Consider the following 15316-nt stretch of genomic DNA (forward strand, 5'->3'; position numbering starts at 1 on the left):
GGCAAACTTACATCCCATGGTAAATATGCGATGACGAGGGGTATCCTGGGCGCATGTCCGTCGGAGGAGTGCGCGAGCGCAGCAAGGCCCGCCGCCGTGACGCGATCACCAGGACGGCGTACCGCCTGTTCGCCGAGCGCGGCTTCGCCGCGACCACCATCGCCGACATCGCCGCCGAGGCCGATGTGGCACCGCGGACGGTGACGTTGTACTTCCGGTCCAAGCACGACATCGCCTTCTCGCGCTTCATCGCCTCCACGCAACGGCTCACCGACGCCCTGCGGGGACGATCTCCGAAACAGAGCGCTCTGGACGTACTGGGCGAGTGGCTGCGCGCCGAGGCCGCCGCCCGCAGCGACCTGGACGATCTGCAGCAGCGGATGTTCGACGCCAACCCCGAACTCCAGGCCCTGCAGCGTGCTCACCTGGCCGACGCCATCCAGGAGGGAACCGCCGCCGTCGCGGCCGACGTCGGCGCCTCCCCCGAGGACGTCGGTCCCCGGATCGTCGCGGCCGCCACCATGGCCGTGATGTACGAGGTCTACTGCAGCCGGCACGACCTCGAGCGAGAGCGTGCTCTCGAGATCGCGTTCGCGTTCCTGAAGGCCGGCGTCAGCGCACTGTCCCGGTGAGCTCCCCCGGCCGGCCACGCCACATGGCACGTCGGCGGCTGAGCGAGCCGGGCGCCCCGTGGGTCGACCGACTCGCCGCCGGGCCTCGGCGCTAGCCGTTCGCGGGCACCACCCCCGCCGAGTACGCGCCGACCAGGGTGGCGTCGTCTCGGGCGGGACCGACGGCCACCCGGTCACCGAAAGCGCGTTGGAACTCCTGGAAGGCGGCCAGTTCGGGCAGACCCTCACCGTCGACCACATGCACGAAGGTGACGCCGTCGGCCAGCCGGAAGGAGCTGTAGTGCAGGCCGGGTGGCGCCGTGCGCGCCAACTCCGCGAAGACGTTCTCGATCAGGCGCTGGTTCTCGTCGGCGGCCTCGGGCCTGGTCTGATAGCGGATCACTGCTGCGGTCATCACGGTTCCCCTCGGTCTTCTGCTGTCACTTCTTCTGACCGCGCCGACACCCCGAATTCATCGCCGCGATGAGTTCGGTCCTCCGCCGCTGTCAGTACCGGTGACAAGCGAACTTCTGGAGGACCCTGGTGAGCAGCAAGGAACGGACGACCGCCGAGCAACGTCGGGTGCTGGGCCTGACCTCCATCGGCTCGGTGATGGTGGCGCTCGACGTCCTGGTGGTCGCCGCGGCCCTGACCACCATCAGGCAGGATCTCGGCGCCTCGATCGAACAGCTGGAATGGACGGTGAACGCCTACAGCCTCAGCTTCGCGATGCTCCTGGTGACCGCGGCGGCGATCGGCGACCGTTGGGGCCGGCGACGGACCTTCGCGGCCGGCCTGGCCGTCTTCACCGTCGCGTCGGCCGCCTGCGCGATGGCGACCTCGGTGCCGTTGCTGATCGCCGCCCGGACCGTCCAGGGAATCGGCGCGGCGTTCGTGATGCCGTTGGCGATGAGCCTGCTCGGTGCCGCCTTCCCGCCTGAACGCCGCGGCTGGGCGATCGGCGTCTTCAGCGGCCTGACCGGTCTGGCGGTGCTGGGCGGTCCGATGATCGGTGGTGCCGTGACCGAAGGACTCGCCTGGCAATGGATCTTCTGGATCAACGTGCCGGTCGGCCTCCTGGCGGTTCCCCTCGTCCGCCGGTGGATCCCCGAGAGCAGGGGGGCGGCTCGCCGGCTCGATCCGGGTGGAGCGACGCTGATCACGCTCGCCGTCCTCGGCCTGGTCTGGGGCGTCGTCCGCGGGACCGCGGCGGGCTGGGACAGCCCAGAGGTGATCGGCTCGTTCGTGCTCGGAGGCCTCCTGTTGCTGGGGTTCCTGGCCTGGGAGAGGCGCGCGCCGCAGCCGATGGTGCCCCCGGCGTTCTTCCGCTCGAGGGCGTTCTCGGCCGGCAACGCAGCCGGCTTCTTCCTGACCGCGGCGCTCTTCGGCGCCGTGTTCTTCCTCGCCCAGTTCATGCAGGCCGCCTTCGGCTCCGGTCCTATGAAGGCCGGGCTGCAACTCCTGCCATGGACGGCCACGCTCTTCCTGGTGGCGCCCATCGCCGGCCGTCTGGTGGATCGGATCGGTGAACGTCCACTGGTGGTGACCGGGCTGGCCGGTCAGGCGGTCGGCATGTTCTGGATCAGTCAGGTCAGCGGCGGCACCGTCCACTACTCCGAACTGGTCCCGCCGCTCATCGTGGCCGGTTGCGGCGTCTCGATGGCGATGCCGGCGACGCAGAGCGCCGCCATCGGAGCGCTGCCCCGAGAGGCCGTCGGAATCGCCTCGGGCATCTACAGCATGATGCGGCAACTCGGCGGCGTCGTCGGAGTCGCCGTACTGGCTGCGGTGTTCGCCGCCGCCGGAGGCTACGAGTCCTTCGCCACCGGGTTCACCCGAGCCTTGGCCGTCTGCGGCGTACTGTCGTTGCTCGGAGCACTCGCAGGAGTCGGGATCACCACGCGGCGTCGTACAGGTCCGGGTGCACAGGTCGCCCGGCAGGAGCCGGTCGAGGAGTTGAGTTGAACCTCGAGGACGAGTTCGCGCAGTACCGGAGTGAGCTGGTCGCGCACTGCTATCGGATGTTCGGATCGCTGCACGACGCGGAGGACGCGGTACAGGAGACGTACCTGCGGGCGTGGCGGGGGTTCGCGGAGTTCGAGCAGCGTTCGTCGGTCAGGACCTGGCTCTACCGAATCGCCACCCGGGTCTGTCTGAACGCCTTGCAGCACAGCAGCCGCCGGATGGTGCCGTCGGCTTTGGGCGCTCCCGGCACCGACCCGGATGACCTGGAGGCGCAGGCGCTGGAGACCAGTTGGCTGGAGCCGTTCCCCGACCTGATGTTGAGCGCCGACCCGGCTCTGGTCGTGGGCACTCGGCAGAGCCTCAGACTGGCGATGGTCGCCGCGCTGCAGCACCTGCCACCGCGGCAGCGCGCCGTACTGATTCTGCGGGATGTGCTCGCATGGCAGGCATCTGAGGTGGCCGACCTGCTCGACACGACCACTGCGGCGGTCAACAGCTCACTGCAGAGGGCTCGTGCCGAGCTGGCCAAGATCGCACCCGCCGAGGACCAGTTCAGCGAACCGGACGAGCCCGGACGTCGTGCCCTGCTCGACCAGTACGCCAAAGCCTTCGAGGACGCCGACCTGGTCGCTCTGGAAGGTCTGCTGACTCAGGACACCCGGTGGGAGATGCCGCCGATCCCGACCTGGTTCGACGGTCGCGATGACGTTATGCGCCTGCTGAGAGTGAAGATGACGCCCGGAACGGCCCTGCGGATCATGGTGGAGACGTCCGCGAACGGGCAACCGGCGTTCGCGAAGTACATCCGCGGTCGCGGCGGCGCCTTCCACGCGCACTCGATCCAGGTGCTGACCTTGACCGAAGCAGGCGTCTCCTCGGTGCTCGCCTTCCATCGGGCGGACCTGTTCGGCTCCTTCGGCCTACCGATCGACCGCTTTCCACAGGTGTGAAGGGGCGAGAGGGAGGTGGCTATCGGCGCACGGGCCGCGCATCGTTCTCGCTCCGGTCATCGAGGTCATCGAGGTCATCCGGAGTCCGGCCGTCGGCGCTGTCTGCGGCGCGGCCGATGCGGGACAGGGAGCGATCGGCGACGGTGGCGATGAGGAACATCGCGGCGACGACGAGAAGGAGCCGACTGAGGTCGTGCAGGCCTCCGGTGGTGGCGCCGTGTTTGTAGAAGGCGGCGTTGGCGGCGGAGGCCAGCAGCGCGCCGAGGTACATGAAGGTGCGCAGCAGCCCGGCGGAGGAACCCATGCGGGCGGGGTCGGCCTGGGCGTAGAGGGCGTTCTGGTTGGCCAGGCCGTTCAGCCCTTGGGGAATGCCGATGACCGCGCCCAGGAGGGCCAGCAGCCAGATGGGGCTGGAGGCGTCGAGCAGCAGCAGCGCGGCGCAGCCGATGATCTGAACCAGGGCGCCGACAAGCAACTTGCCGCGGACCTCGGTCCTTCGGCCGGTGGCGGCGGTCACGACGATGGCGGCGGCTGACATCGGCAGCAGGACCAGCCCGGCCCCCGAGGCGCTGAGGGAACGGCCCTCCTCCAGCCACGGGGTGAAGCCGTACAGGAAGGCATAGGAGGTGGTGGCGGTCAGCAACTGGCGGCCGTAGGTGGCCAGCAGCGGAGCGTTGCCGCGCAGCACACGCAGGTCGATGAACGGCTGCACGCACCGCAACTCCCGCCAGGCGAAGCCCGCCCCGACGACGGCGGCGATCACCAGGAGATACCACTGGTCGAGGCCGGGGTTCATCAGGAACAGCATTAACGCGGTGAGCATCCCCGCGAACAGGATCATGCCCAACACGTCCGCCCGCTGGGCGGGGCCGGTTTCCTTCCCCAGCCTCGCCCGCCTCGGCAGGCGGCGCGCCCCCAGGACGAGGCAGGACGCCGACAGCGGTACGTTGATGGCGAAGATCAGGTGCCAGCCGCCCGCGCCGATCAGCAGGCCGCCCAGCGTGGGGCCGATCACCGCGATGACCTGGTTGGAGATCGACAGTGCGGCCAAGATGCCGCTCGGGCTCTTCATCCCGGTGCGGTCGGACTCCGTGCGCAGCAGGTACATCGACGCCGGATACGCCGCGGACGTCCCGAAGCCCAGCAGCACGCGGGAGACGATCAGCATCCCCAAATTCGGCGCGAACACGCCCATCAGTCCGGCGACACCGACCAGCGCGGTGCCGGTCAGATAGAGAAGACGCGGGCCATGGGAGTCGACCAGCCGGCCGATGACCGGCTGCCCGACCGCGGTCGCCAGATACAGGGCCGAGACCAGCCACGCCGTCTGCGCGGGCGCCGCGTGGAACGCCATCCCGATCGGGATCAGCGCCACCGCAAGCATGGAGGAGTTGATCGGGTTCAGCACCGAGCCCAGGATCATCGGCGCGATCAGCTTGCGGTTGAAGCCGCCCGGATCAGCCGGTCTCCGGCGGTGTATCCGCTCCACGACACCCGTCACGACTGCGCGACCTCGTCCAGCAGCGCCATCGCCGAGATGACGGCCTCCACCTGCTCCGGCGTCCCCCTCTCCTGCAAAGCCTGCGCCAGCCACCGCTCGCGCGCCCGCCGATCCCCCGAGCGCCGCTCATGCCCGAGCGCGGTCAGGGTGACCAGTTGGCGGCGGCCGTCGCCGGGATCGGGATGCCGCTCCACCAGTCCGGCCTCCTCCAGGGCGGTGACGATCTTCGCGATCGACTGCGGGCGTACGCGCTCCACCACGGCCAGGTCGCTTGCGGAGGCCGGTCCGTCCTTGCCGAGCCGCCGCAGCACCGACGCCTGCGACGGCGAAAGGCCGCCCTCGCCGCCCAGCGCGGTGAGCCGACGGCGCAGGCGGCTGACGACCACCCACACGTCATTCGCCGCTTGGAGTGCAGCCTCGGAGATGCCCTCGTCACTGTCGTTCACGCTGCCGACCGTAAAACGACAGCCGAAGGTGCGCAACTTGAGGTGCACACCTTGAGGTGTCTAACTGCACCCGCCGCGTGGACGACGTCCGGTTCCGGTCATACGCGGAGCCGAACGGCTGAGCGGGTGAAGGCTCAGAAGGCCGCGATGCCGGCCTGCCAGAGCAAGTGCCGATCATGCCGCCGGAGCTCAGCCCCAAGACGAACCCCCCACTACGCCGACGACGTTCGGGAACAAGTCGCGTGCATGCGGCAGCAGGGGCTCAGGGTGCACGTCACACCGGCCATGGGCTCCGACCCCCGACGAGATCGGCTGGGTGTACAACACCATCCCCGGAGAAGGCGTGCCCATCAGGAAGATCCAGGACCAGTGCCGGCAGCAGGCGTCCGGCAGCTGAGTCGTACGGTCGTCGAGATCAACACCAAACACATCCGGAAGAGGAGCGGTTCCTGATCGGCTAAGACTCCTGCTACGCCTCGCTCATCCGACGTGGATTATCAGGACTGATCCAGAACGCGGCCATAGGCACCGACGTCAGCGCACACCATTGAGTATCCGTAGGGAATCTCGCTCTTCCCGTCATGTATGCGTCTAGGGAACGTCCGCAGATTGGAGCTATGGAAGAAGTCACCACGGGAGCTCACCCCCGGGATGGTTCGCAGCTCGTCCACCTCCGACCACGGCGGCACAATCACCGCGATGATCTGGACCCGCAGTCTCTTGCGGTTGATGTAAACGATCCGGTGCCGGCCAGCATGGACAAGCTCAAGCTCGCTCTTGGTGGCATGCGACGGCTGGAAGCCGCGCTCACACGCGAGCGCCACCAAGTGCTCTTCCAGATCATTCGCCCACATTCCGGCACCCGCATCGGGCCAGGGCGCGGGGAAGAAGCGAAAGGACCCGGCGGACGAGGTCGGCTCAGTCATGATCAAAGCTTACGCAGAATTAACGAGACTCCGTCACTCGGCCAGGAAGAGCTACCTATCGCCATCAGCCAACCTGACCTCGGCAATCTCTACACGAAAAGGGCTTCCGATCGAACCGATCGCGACCCGTGCGCATTACTCGCGAGGTGCTCGCCAGCGGTCCCTTTAGGCGCCAGAACTCGCACGCATCCCCCGAACAGGCGGAAGTGCGTGGTACTGATTCAACTCTGTCCCTCTCGGAAGCGTGCCGGATTCAGAGGTAACGGGTCATTACGAATATCCCACTTATTCATGTCCTGACCCCGTTTAGAGGCTGGCATCGAGGGCGAGCTCATTCGCCCACCACGTCGGCTGCGGCCCGAGGTTTGGAAACATCTCTGAGCAGCTCCATGGTGGCACGGAGATACTGTTCGGAACGAACACGATCTGTCATAGACACCTCTTTGGGTCGACTCTCGACAGCTGGCAGGACTCCACCGGCGGAGGATCCTGAGCAGTCTCGTAGGGCTTGCGCGGGCGATACAAGCTTTCATTGCACCGCACATACGGAGATCACTTCTCGGTTTCCGACACTTCTGCGGTTTTCCTCCGTCTCCTTTCTTGGTACGGACGCCGAGAAGAGCACCAGTCATAGTGCCCTCAGCCCTTCTCAATCACGAAACTTCATCGCACCGGAGAATCTCGGCCTCAATGGCTGCCTCATCACCAGCATCGTAGGACGCTCAGTCAGTAGCCAATTAAGAGATGTCCGGTGCCGGAGGGAGCCACTACCTGTGCTCGGTCACGGCCGTTCCGACGGCCCCGGGCCCGGTTCCCGGCCCTCCACCTTGCCAGAATGATGTTCGGTCGACGAAGCTGATCGCATGAGGGCCATCGTCTGCACCGAGTACGGCAAGCCGGTCGAGCTGGTCGACCGGCCCGATCCGGTCCCCGGACCAGGCCAGGTGGTGGTCGAGGTCGAGGCGGCCGGCGTCAACTACGTCGACGCTCTGATGGCACGCGGCGGCTATCAGATCAAGCCGCCCCTGCCCTTCACACCAGGCTTCGAGGTGGCGGGGCGGCTCTCCGACGGCACCCGAGTCCTGGCGATCACCGGGCTGGGCGGCTTCGCCACGCACGTGCTCGTGCCCGCGGCGCAGGCCGTACCCCTGCCCGAGAAGCTCGACCCGGTCCGCGCGGCCGCGTTCGCGCAGAGCCACTGCACGGCCATGTACGCGCTGGAGCGGCGTGCCGGACTGCGGCGCGGCGAGCGGGTGCTGGTGCTGGGCGCCGGCGGCGGCGTGGGCCTGGCCGCCATCCAGGTGGCCAAGGCACTGGGCGCCGAAGTCCTGGCGGCCGCATCGACGGAGGACAAGCGGGAACTCGCCGCGCAGGCGGGAGCAGACGAGGTGATCGGCTACGAAGGCCTGAAGGACACGGCCAGACGCTGGGGCGTGGACGTGGCCGTCGACCCGGTGGGCGGAACGTTGTCGGAGGAGGCCCTGCGCGCCCTCCGTGAAGGCGGGCGGCTCCTGGTCGTCGGCTTCGCCGCCGGCGACATCCCCAGACTGCCCGCCAACCAGGTGCTCCTACGCAACCGCGCGGTCGTCGGTGTCGACTGGGGCGCCTGGTCGATGAGCAACGCCGCCGAGAACCGGGCCATGCTGGAGGGGCTGTTCTCGATGCCCGGGATCGACCCGATGCCCCCGTGGACCATGCCGCTGGCGGAAGCCGGACAAGCCATGGACGACCTGCTCAACCGCCGGGTCATCGGGAAGGTCGTACTCGTCCCGGAAAGATGAGGGACTCCACGTCCGCTCGTTCGACGGCCCGACCAGCGCGTATTCGTCGCAGAACCCCTCGATCACGGCAGAACCAACTGCGTGCGCCGGGAGTCAAACGTATTGGAAGAACCGCTCATGCCTCATGGAGGTTCGCAATGCGCTCTCCCTTCGTCAGCCGCCGGGTGTTACGCACCGCATCGGCGCTGACGCTGGCTCTCTGCACAGGGCTCACCGTTTCGGTCGCCCTGCCCGCCACGGCAGGCGCCGCGGCGCCGTCGGCCACCGCCGCGGTCGGCGACAACGGCCATGTGCTCCTTTACAAGGCCGCCGCCGCCCAGACCAACAAGGTGAGCGTCACCGAGTCGTTCACCAGCGGTTACACGGACATCATCTATGTGATCGACGACATCGTCCCGATCAGTGCCGGGAGCGGCTGCGGCCACCCCGACAGCGCGGACCACACCAAGGTCTCCTGCAAGGTGGCCACCCTGGACAGCCAGGACCCCTACTCCACTCTGACGATGGACCTCGGCGACGGCAACGACACCGTGGCCTTCAACAACACCACCGGTCAGGTCTACTACTTCAACGTGATCTACCTGGGCGCCGGCAAGGACAAGCTGACCGACACCGGCAGGGTCGACGGCAACAACGTCTTCGGGCAGGCGGGCGACGACACCATCACGGTGGGCGAGGCTTCGATGGTCTTCGCCGGAGACGGCAACGACACGATCTACGCCGGCGGCAACTACACCCGCGTGGAAGGCGGCAAGGGCAACGACAAGATCCGGGGCGCCAAGGGCAACCAGATCCTGTACGGCATGGACGGCAACGACGCGATATACGGCGGGGTCGGCAACGACCTGCTGTACGGCGGCAAGGGCAACGACGTCGTGTACGGAAACAGCGGCAACGACACCCTGTACGGGAACAGCGGGAACGACAAGCTGTACGGCGGGCCCGGCAAGGACAAGCTCTCCGGCGGACCCGGCAGGAACACCATCCGTCAGAACTGACGCTTTCGATCCAGGGACTGTCCGTCTACCCGGGCAGTCCCTGGCAACGGTCGGGTGCGACCGGTCGGGGCCCCCGCAACTGTGGCCCTGCAACTGTGGAGCCGTGGACTCACTGCGCGACCGCGAAGATCATTTCGTTGCCCGCGTCACCAGTACCGGGCCGCGATCAACCGTTCCGCATCCGCTTCGGCGAATCCGTACGCCGACGCCACGAACCAGAAGTCCTCAGCTATCACCTCTCGCGCGACGGTCTCGATCTCACTGCCGGCCGCTTCGAAATCGGCCTCCAGCGCGTTGAACTCCTCCGTCGCAGCCTTCGTGAGCACATACAGGGCCGCCAGATCCGACGGGCGCTCGGCCTCGATCCGCCCGCACAGCCTCAGCAGGATCGCCTTTCCCTTGTCGACGACGTGATCTGGAAAGTACTGATCCTCGTACATGCCCCTGAGAAACGCATGAGTGGCCACTTGCCGGTTGGTGAGCGACACCGCGAATTCCTGTTCTCGTCATGGATCGTCGTGCCGATACTGCACTGCGGCACTGACAGGTGGCACGGTGCCTCCACCCGGGAAGATCAACCGGATCGACCGTGCGGGTTCGAACCTGCGATACGGCCGGCGTTCACGCGAGCACCTCCGCCGCCGGAAGCCCCTGGCGACCATGCTCAGCCACGTACCGGCGAACTCCGCCGGAAATCACGAGTCCGCCGCCGCCGAGTCCGACGCGCGACCGGCCCAGGCGGACCACAAGGTCGCGTACCTCCTCCCAGCGCTCACCAACCGTTCGTGCGGCCCGTCCTCCTCGACCCGCCCCGCGTCGAGGACCACCACACGGTCGGCGGTGACGGCCTGTGCGAGGCGGTGCGCGACCACGATCGCCGTACGGCCGCGCAGGATCTGCCGGGCGGCCGTCTCGACGCCTGACCACGGGTGATCGTCTCAGGCGAGGCTTATCGTGGCGAGGATGCCCTGGCGGGTCATCTTCGCGTAGGGGCACAGCGCGCTCGCCTGCGCGAGCAACGGGGTGACCGAGTCGCGCTCAACCCCGGGCCAGTTCACGACGAGGTCGGCTCGCAACGTGTAACCGTCGTCGTCGGGGTCACGGCCGAGAGCGACGGTCGCCTCCACGATGATGGAGCCGGGGTCGAGGAGATGCTGCCGGGCCACCAGGCTGAGGACGCTGTGGAAGCATGCGGCGTATCCGGCGGCGAAGAGTTGTTCGGGGTTCGGGCCGACGGTGTCGCCGCCCAGTTCCTTGGGCATCCGCAGTTCCATGTCGAGGGCGCCGTCGGCGGAGCGGGCCTTGCCGGACGCCCGGCCGTGGGCGGCGCTGCCGCCGCTGACGGCGACGTGACCGATGTAGATCGGTTTGAAAACGGTGCCGCTGTCACCATGATCCGGGAAGAGTGTCGAGTCGTTCACCGGTTGCGCCTTTCCCTGCCGAGGTGACGAGGAGACTGTGGTCCGGGCGAGTTGGTCATGGGCGATGCCAGTGCTGCAACTTGTCGGGGTTCAGCACGATCCACACAGCGGTGACCTCGGTCCCGGCGACACTCACGCTGACCACTGCCACAGCGTGGCCCGCCCGGCGCAGCGCCAGACCGGTACGGCCGTTGACGGACTCGATGGTCACCACGATGCCGGGCGGACCGGCCAGCAGAGCCGCGATGAACTGGGCGACCGCGTCCGCGCCGTAGGTCGGACGCACTGAGGCGCGCAGCTTGCCGCCGCCGTCACTCACGACCAGCGCGTCGGAGGCCAGAACCGCCTTGAGCGCCGCCACGTCTCCGGTGTCGCACGCCGCCGCGAACCGGCGCGCGACACGATCATGCCGGTCGAGCATCGCCTTCCGGAACGGCTGACCGGAGCGGCGCCGCACCGTGCCGCCCCGAAGAGCCGGGCCGTCGGCAACAGGTGCCGGAACCGAGTCCGCCCTCGGCACGGCGCTGGGAGGTCGGAAGGCGGCGGGCGCGGCGAGCGATTCCAGGCAGATGCCTCCGGCGACCCTTGTCAGCCAGGCTCGCGGCACCGCGATGCCGGCACGCTCCTCATCGTTGAGGGCGTACCAGCGGCGATAGGTCTCCTGGACGATCCGGTCAGCCGTGGCGGCCGAACCGAACATCCACAGAGCGATCTCGAGCAGGTGCCGGCGTTCGTCGAGCATCTCCGCCAGCGACCTGGCGCCCGCCTCGGTCATGTCCTGCCGCCGTCGCCCGCCGTGCGGCCAGGAGGGTGCCTGCGGAAGCGGAGAGGCCCTTCCTGTTCCCAGGCCGTGAATCGGCCGGCGCGGGCGCCGGCTGACGAGATCGTCCACACGATGTCCTCTGTTGTCTTGGTGTCACCAGCTAAGACGGGACAGCACGTCCTGGTGTGACATTCCACGCCCGCAACCCGCTTCTCGCCTCCGGCCGCGACCTGGACGTCGAGGTCGCGCTCGCCGTAGACGAGTCAGGACGGCTTGGCACGCCGGCCAGCGTCGCTCACCGTCAGCCCGGCGTCTCCTCGCGGAAGTCGATCTTTCGGTGGGTTCCGTCGCACAGCGGCTTATTGGCCGAATGGCCGCAGCGGCACAGGGTCATCCTGTTGCGGGTCTCCAGCGCCTGGCCGTCCGCCCGCAGGACCGGCACTCCGCCGGTGACCCACAGCGCACTGGCCAGCCCGTCCTCTTCCTCCAGGATCGAGACGGCCTGGGGAAGGTCGGGCTCGAGCGTCTCGCCGCCGCGTTGCAGGGCGTAGCTGTAGGAACCGGAGGGGCAGTGATCGATGCGACCCATGACGTCGGACCGCACGTCGCCGTCCCCGGTGTCGGCGAGCATCTCGGCGATCGGCCTGGTGCGTCCGATGCAGAAGGCGGCGTGGATGCACAACTCCCCCACCCGCTGAGCCGAGATCCCCACCCCGTCGTGCACGTGCTGCAGTTCCTCGTACGGTCGCACTCCCGCGGTCTCCGTGCCGTCGAACCCGATCACCGCATGGGTCCCGTCGCAGAACGGTTTGGAGCCCGAGTGGCCGCAGCGGCACAGCGCGTAGGTGTCCTCCGTTTTCAGAGGTTCGCCGGTCTTCCAGGTCAGCGCGTTGTTCTCCGCAGAAACGATCTTGGTTTTGCGGCGGAGCGGGACACCGCCGTACACGACGTAGGGGCCGTCGCGGAGGACGACGATCCGCTGCGCGTCTCCGGCACTCCACCGGCGCAGGCCGGGTGCGACGTATTCGAAGGTGGGCCCGGCTGTCGCGCCTCCTTCGTCGGGCGTCTGCATCAGGGCCTGGGCCTGGGCCTTGAGCGCGTACATGGTGCCGGTGGCGACGGCGAGCAGCTTCGGGCTGCCGTTGAACGCCTGTTCCAGCAGGTGGAGGACGGCGCAGTAGGTGTGGTTGAACTCTTCCTGGGCCGCGCGGATCGCGCTGCCCACGGCATGATCGGCCAGCCGCGGGTTGCGTCTCATCGGACGGACGCCCTCGAGATCCACCGAGATCGCCTCACCCGTGGGACCGGACGCCGGGGTATCACCACGCCGATACCGCCGACCCGCCTTGAGTTCCTGGAACCGGTAGTAGTGCCCCACCTCATCCCGATCAGGATGAAAGACATCCTGGTCTCCGTCCCAGACCTCGCCGCGGGCCGTACCCTCGCCCTGCTCGACGATCTCCTCCAACGCCGCCAGCGCCGACGCCAGATCCGTGACCGCGATCAACCGCCCTGCGGTATGCCGGAAATGACCGGCGTTCACCTGACGAGCTGGATCGCCGCTGAAGACCTCCCGCTCCCCGAACCGGTCACACAGATGACGTAATCCCTGCTCGACGGCGTCGTAGAACTGCCCGATCGTCTCGTAATCCGCCCCCTCCGCCGGAGCACCGGGCGGCGCCGGCCGTTCGATCCGCAGGAACATCTCCAGTGCTTCCGCACCGAAAGGAACCAACGACAACTCCAACGACCGGTCCCCATGAGGCAGAGGCCGGGGATGCGGCGGCAACATCCCCGGCATGTCCAGTCGCGGGCGACCGCCGACGGCGTTCAAAAGATTCGCCGCCAGCGTCAGATGCAGCATCTCCTCGGCGAAGACGCTGCCCACCACCTCGACGGCCTCCGGATTCCGCTCCGGATCCAGCGAATACAACGCGCACAGATAGGGCGGCAACGTCGCGTGTTCCAACTCGATCGCCCACTGCAGATGCTCACGAAGACCGTCGAGCGTGTCGATCCGCACCGACGAGCCAGGAGCGGCAGGCCCTTGCTGCTGTTTCATATGGCGTCTCACGGACGGTGATCGTCTGGCCGGTGGTCGCCTTCCAGCGCCTCGACGGCGTCGCGCAGGCCGCGCAAGCCGACTTCCTCACGCTCGACGTCCGTCGGATCGAACTGCCAGTCGGCGACCGGCAGATTCATGGCCTCCTCCGGACGGCTCGACTCGACCAGGGACACTTCCTCTTCAATCTCGATCTCGAGCTCGTACAGAAATCCGTTTTCACCGCTCGGAGTGTTCATCGTTTCTCCATACATGGCTTGGGGGGATCTGCGGCAGGCCGGGCGGCTGCGTCACCATGCTGTGACACGTCCATCCGCGCTCAGGACGGGCGAGGAGCGCGACGGTCCCCGCGCTGCGCGAGCTCTTGGTCGTCCACCAGGGTGAGCATGGGCTGGCCTGGTTCGCACAGCATCGTGACGGTGAAGCGGAGCGGCATGTCGTCGCGGTTGTTGCCGTCCTGGTAGTGGATGACGTCGCCACCCGGCTCCCAGAACACCTCACCGGCGCGTACGACCCGCTCCGGCTCGCCCTCCAACTCGAACAGCATCTCCCCTTCCAGCACGTAGCCGAACGCCGGCCCCGAGTGCCGGTGCGGCGGCGTGCCCGGGTCGCCGGGCGGGTACGCGACGACCAAGGTCATCGCGTGCGCTCCCTGCGGGATGAACGGCGGTTCGGCCTCCTGCAGCACGGTGACCGCGGTCTGCCACGCGACTGATCTCGGCTTGGGCCCGGTGGATGCCGGGTCGGTATCGGACATGGGACCTACCTTTCGTGAACTGGGGGCGATGAAACCCGGGCGGGGGCGCGCTACTCCCCCGTTGCCGACCGGTTCACCAGGTAAGACAGGACAGCCTCCGTGCTTGTGACAGCTGTCGGGGAAACTTTTTCAGTCCTTGTTGTCGCGTCGCGGACGAGCGGGTCCCGCCCACGCGAGCGCGGCGTGAGCGCCGCGAAAGACAGGGCTGCGTTCCGCTCTGCGCCAACGCTCCACCGAGAGCCGCGTCAAGAACGCTTTCTCAGAGCTGTCACAGGCCACCAGGCTGTCCTGTCATAGCTGCGTATCCGTATGTCAGCGGACGGCCCCCCGACAAACCCAAAAATCGTGATGGGCCGGCGGTAGGCCGGCAATCCAGAAACCTTGGATCAAGATGCGTGAATTGAAACGCGAACTGGAGATGAAACGGCGATTCGCCTCCGACGCCTCACATGAGCTGCGCACGGCGGTCGCGGGGCTGCGCACGGAGTTGGAGGAGGCCCGTCTGCATCCCGACGACACCGACCTCGGCCACCTGCTCGCCCGGGCGCTGAGCGACATCGACCGGTTGGACACGATAATCACTGACCTGCGCATTCTCGCCGAGATGGAGGCCGGCCCGCCCATGAAGCCGGAGCGTGTCGACCTCGCCGAAGTGGTTCGTGCCGAGATCGCCCGCAGGACCGACCGCGTTGACGTACAACTTCGGCTGAATGCCGGGGTGACGGTCCAGGCCGTTCCGATCCGGATCAGCCGGCTGCTCACCAATTTGCTGGACAACGCTCAACGGCACGCCCGCCATCTGGTCGCGGTCCGGGTAAGCCGCGATGACGACCACGCCGTTCTGACGGTCACCGACGACGGAGAAGGAATCGCAGAAGGCGACCGGGAACGGATCTTCCAGCGCTTCACCCGGCTGACTGCCGCACGCCGCCTCGACCACACCGGCACCGGCCTGGGCCTGGCGATCGCCCGTGACATCGCCCATGCCCACATCGGCAGCCTGCGCGCCGAGGAGTCCGAGACAGGCGGTGCGAGCTTCGTCCTGCGACTTCCTCTCGCCGGTCCGGCCGCTCCCGACGCCCGAGGTCCGGGGCGGCACCTGCACAGAGCGATGGACTCCTGAGCCCTGCCGAGC

Annotated in this window: 17 protein-coding genes; 7 read left to right on the forward strand and 10 right to left on the reverse strand. The window is 67.7% G+C overall.

The features are described from left to right. The first annotated feature begins 53 nt into the window (after positions 1-53). On the forward strand, positions 54-632 hold the full coding sequence (locus Pmi06nite_RS26355; protein ID WP_203955811.1) for a TetR/AcrR family transcriptional regulator: 579 nt from the start codon (positions 54-56) through the stop codon (positions 630-632). 91 nt (positions 633-723) lie between these two features. Here Pmi06nite_RS26355 and Pmi06nite_RS26360 read toward each other — a convergent pair whose 3' ends face one another. Beyond that, positions 724-1026 (reverse strand): hypothetical protein, encoded by a 303-nt coding sequence (locus Pmi06nite_RS26360; RefSeq protein ID WP_203955812.1) that lies wholly within the window; start codon positions 1024-1026, stop codon positions 724-726. Positions 1027-1154: 128 nt separating this feature from the next. Here Pmi06nite_RS26360 and Pmi06nite_RS26365 point away from each other — a divergent pair, with 128 nt between their 5' ends. Next, on the forward strand, positions 1155-2576 hold the full coding sequence (locus Pmi06nite_RS26365; RefSeq protein ID WP_203955813.1) for an MFS transporter: 1422 nt from the start codon (positions 1155-1157) through the stop codon (positions 2574-2576). Further along, positions 2573-3526, forward strand: a complete 954-nt coding sequence (locus Pmi06nite_RS26370) for a sigma-70 family RNA polymerase sigma factor (protein ID WP_203955814.1) — start codon at positions 2573-2575, stop codon at positions 3524-3526. The genes Pmi06nite_RS26365 and Pmi06nite_RS26370 overlap by 4 nt, the downstream gene beginning before the upstream one ends. A 19-nt stretch (positions 3527-3545) precedes the next feature. Here Pmi06nite_RS26370 and Pmi06nite_RS26375 read toward each other — a convergent pair whose 3' ends face one another. From Pmi06nite_RS26375 to Pmi06nite_RS26385, 3 genes are all read right to left on the reverse strand, one after another. Beyond that, positions 3546-5027: an MFS transporter gene (locus tag Pmi06nite_RS26375; RefSeq protein ID WP_203955815.1), complete on the reverse strand. Its 1482-nt coding sequence runs from the start codon at positions 5025-5027 to the stop codon at positions 3546-3548. Continuing rightward, the gene (locus tag Pmi06nite_RS26380; protein ID WP_203955816.1) at positions 5024-5473 is read right to left on the reverse strand and encodes a MarR family winged helix-turn-helix transcriptional regulator; all 450 of its coding nucleotides are present in this window, start codon (positions 5471-5473) and stop codon (positions 5024-5026) included. Before Pmi06nite_RS26380 ends, Pmi06nite_RS26375 begins: the two co-directional genes overlap by 4 nt. A 497-nt stretch (positions 5474-5970) precedes the next feature. Continuing rightward, complete coding sequence (locus Pmi06nite_RS26385) at positions 5971-6399, reverse strand: hypothetical protein (protein WP_203955817.1); 429 nt, start codon at positions 6397-6399, stop codon at positions 5971-5973. An 863-nt stretch (positions 6400-7262) separates the two neighbouring features. Between Pmi06nite_RS26385 and Pmi06nite_RS26390 the strand changes: the two genes are divergently transcribed. Together Pmi06nite_RS26390 and Pmi06nite_RS26395 are read left to right on the forward strand one after the other, a co-directional pair. Beyond that, the gene (locus Pmi06nite_RS26390) at positions 7263-8180 is read left to right on the forward strand and encodes an NADPH:quinone oxidoreductase family protein (RefSeq protein WP_203955818.1); all 918 of its coding nucleotides are present in this window, start codon (positions 7263-7265) and stop codon (positions 8178-8180) included. Between the two features lie 137 nt (positions 8181-8317). Beyond that, a complete protein-coding gene (locus Pmi06nite_RS26395) occupies positions 8318-9178 on the forward strand; it encodes a calcium-binding protein (RefSeq protein ID WP_203955819.1) in 861 nt (286 codons plus the stop codon). Between the two features lie 146 nt (positions 9179-9324). On the opposite strand, the gene Pmi06nite_RS26400 is transcribed toward Pmi06nite_RS26395, so the two are convergent. Then, entirely contained in the window at positions 9325-9618 is a 294-nt protein-coding gene (locus Pmi06nite_RS26400) for a DUF5713 family protein (protein ID WP_239114218.1), read from the reverse strand. A gap of 345 nt (positions 9619-9963) precedes the next feature. On the opposite strand from Pmi06nite_RS26400, the gene Pmi06nite_RS43020 reads away from it, so the two are divergent. After that, entirely contained in the window at positions 9964-10101 is a 138-nt protein-coding gene (locus Pmi06nite_RS43020) for a hypothetical protein (RefSeq protein ID WP_203955821.1), read from the forward strand. Between the two features lie 15 nt (positions 10102-10116). On the opposite strand, the gene Pmi06nite_RS26410 is transcribed toward Pmi06nite_RS43020, so the two are convergent. The 5 genes from Pmi06nite_RS26410 to Pmi06nite_RS26430 all read right to left on the reverse strand — a co-directional run bounded on the left by Pmi06nite_RS26410 (position 10117) and on the right by Pmi06nite_RS26430 (position 14181). Then, positions 10117-10599, reverse strand: a complete 483-nt coding sequence (locus tag Pmi06nite_RS26410; RefSeq protein WP_203955822.1) for an Ohr family peroxiredoxin — start codon at positions 10597-10599, stop codon at positions 10117-10119. Between the two features lie 55 nt (positions 10600-10654). After that, positions 10655-11374, reverse strand: coding sequence for a nuclear transport factor 2 family protein (locus Pmi06nite_RS26415; protein WP_203955823.1), 720 nt, complete (start codon positions 11372-11374; stop codon positions 10655-10657). A 289-nt stretch (positions 11375-11663) separates the two neighbouring features. After that, on the reverse strand, positions 11664-13424 hold the full coding sequence (locus tag Pmi06nite_RS26420) for a ferritin-like domain-containing protein (RefSeq protein WP_203955824.1): 1761 nt from the start codon (positions 13422-13424) through the stop codon (positions 11664-11666). An 8-nt stretch (positions 13425-13432) separates the two neighbouring features. After that, positions 13433-13663 (reverse strand): hypothetical protein, encoded by a 231-nt coding sequence (locus tag Pmi06nite_RS26425; protein ID WP_203955825.1) that lies wholly within the window; start codon positions 13661-13663, stop codon positions 13433-13435. Positions 13664-13743: 80 nt separating this feature from the next. After that, entirely contained in the window at positions 13744-14181 is a 438-nt protein-coding gene (locus Pmi06nite_RS26430) for a cupin domain-containing protein (RefSeq protein WP_203955826.1), read from the reverse strand. Positions 14182-14581: 400 nt separating this feature from the next. On the opposite strand from Pmi06nite_RS26430, the gene Pmi06nite_RS26435 reads away from it, so the two are divergent. Further along, complete coding sequence (locus tag Pmi06nite_RS26435; protein ID WP_203955827.1) at positions 14582-15304, forward strand: sensor histidine kinase; 723 nt, start codon at positions 14582-14584, stop codon at positions 15302-15304. The last annotated feature ends 12 nt before the right edge of the window (positions 15305-15316 follow it).

Source organism: Planotetraspora mira, from assembly GCF_016863275.1.
In the GTDB taxonomy this organism is placed as follows: Bacteria; Actinomycetota; Actinomycetes; order Streptosporangiales; family Streptosporangiaceae; genus Planotetraspora; species Planotetraspora mira.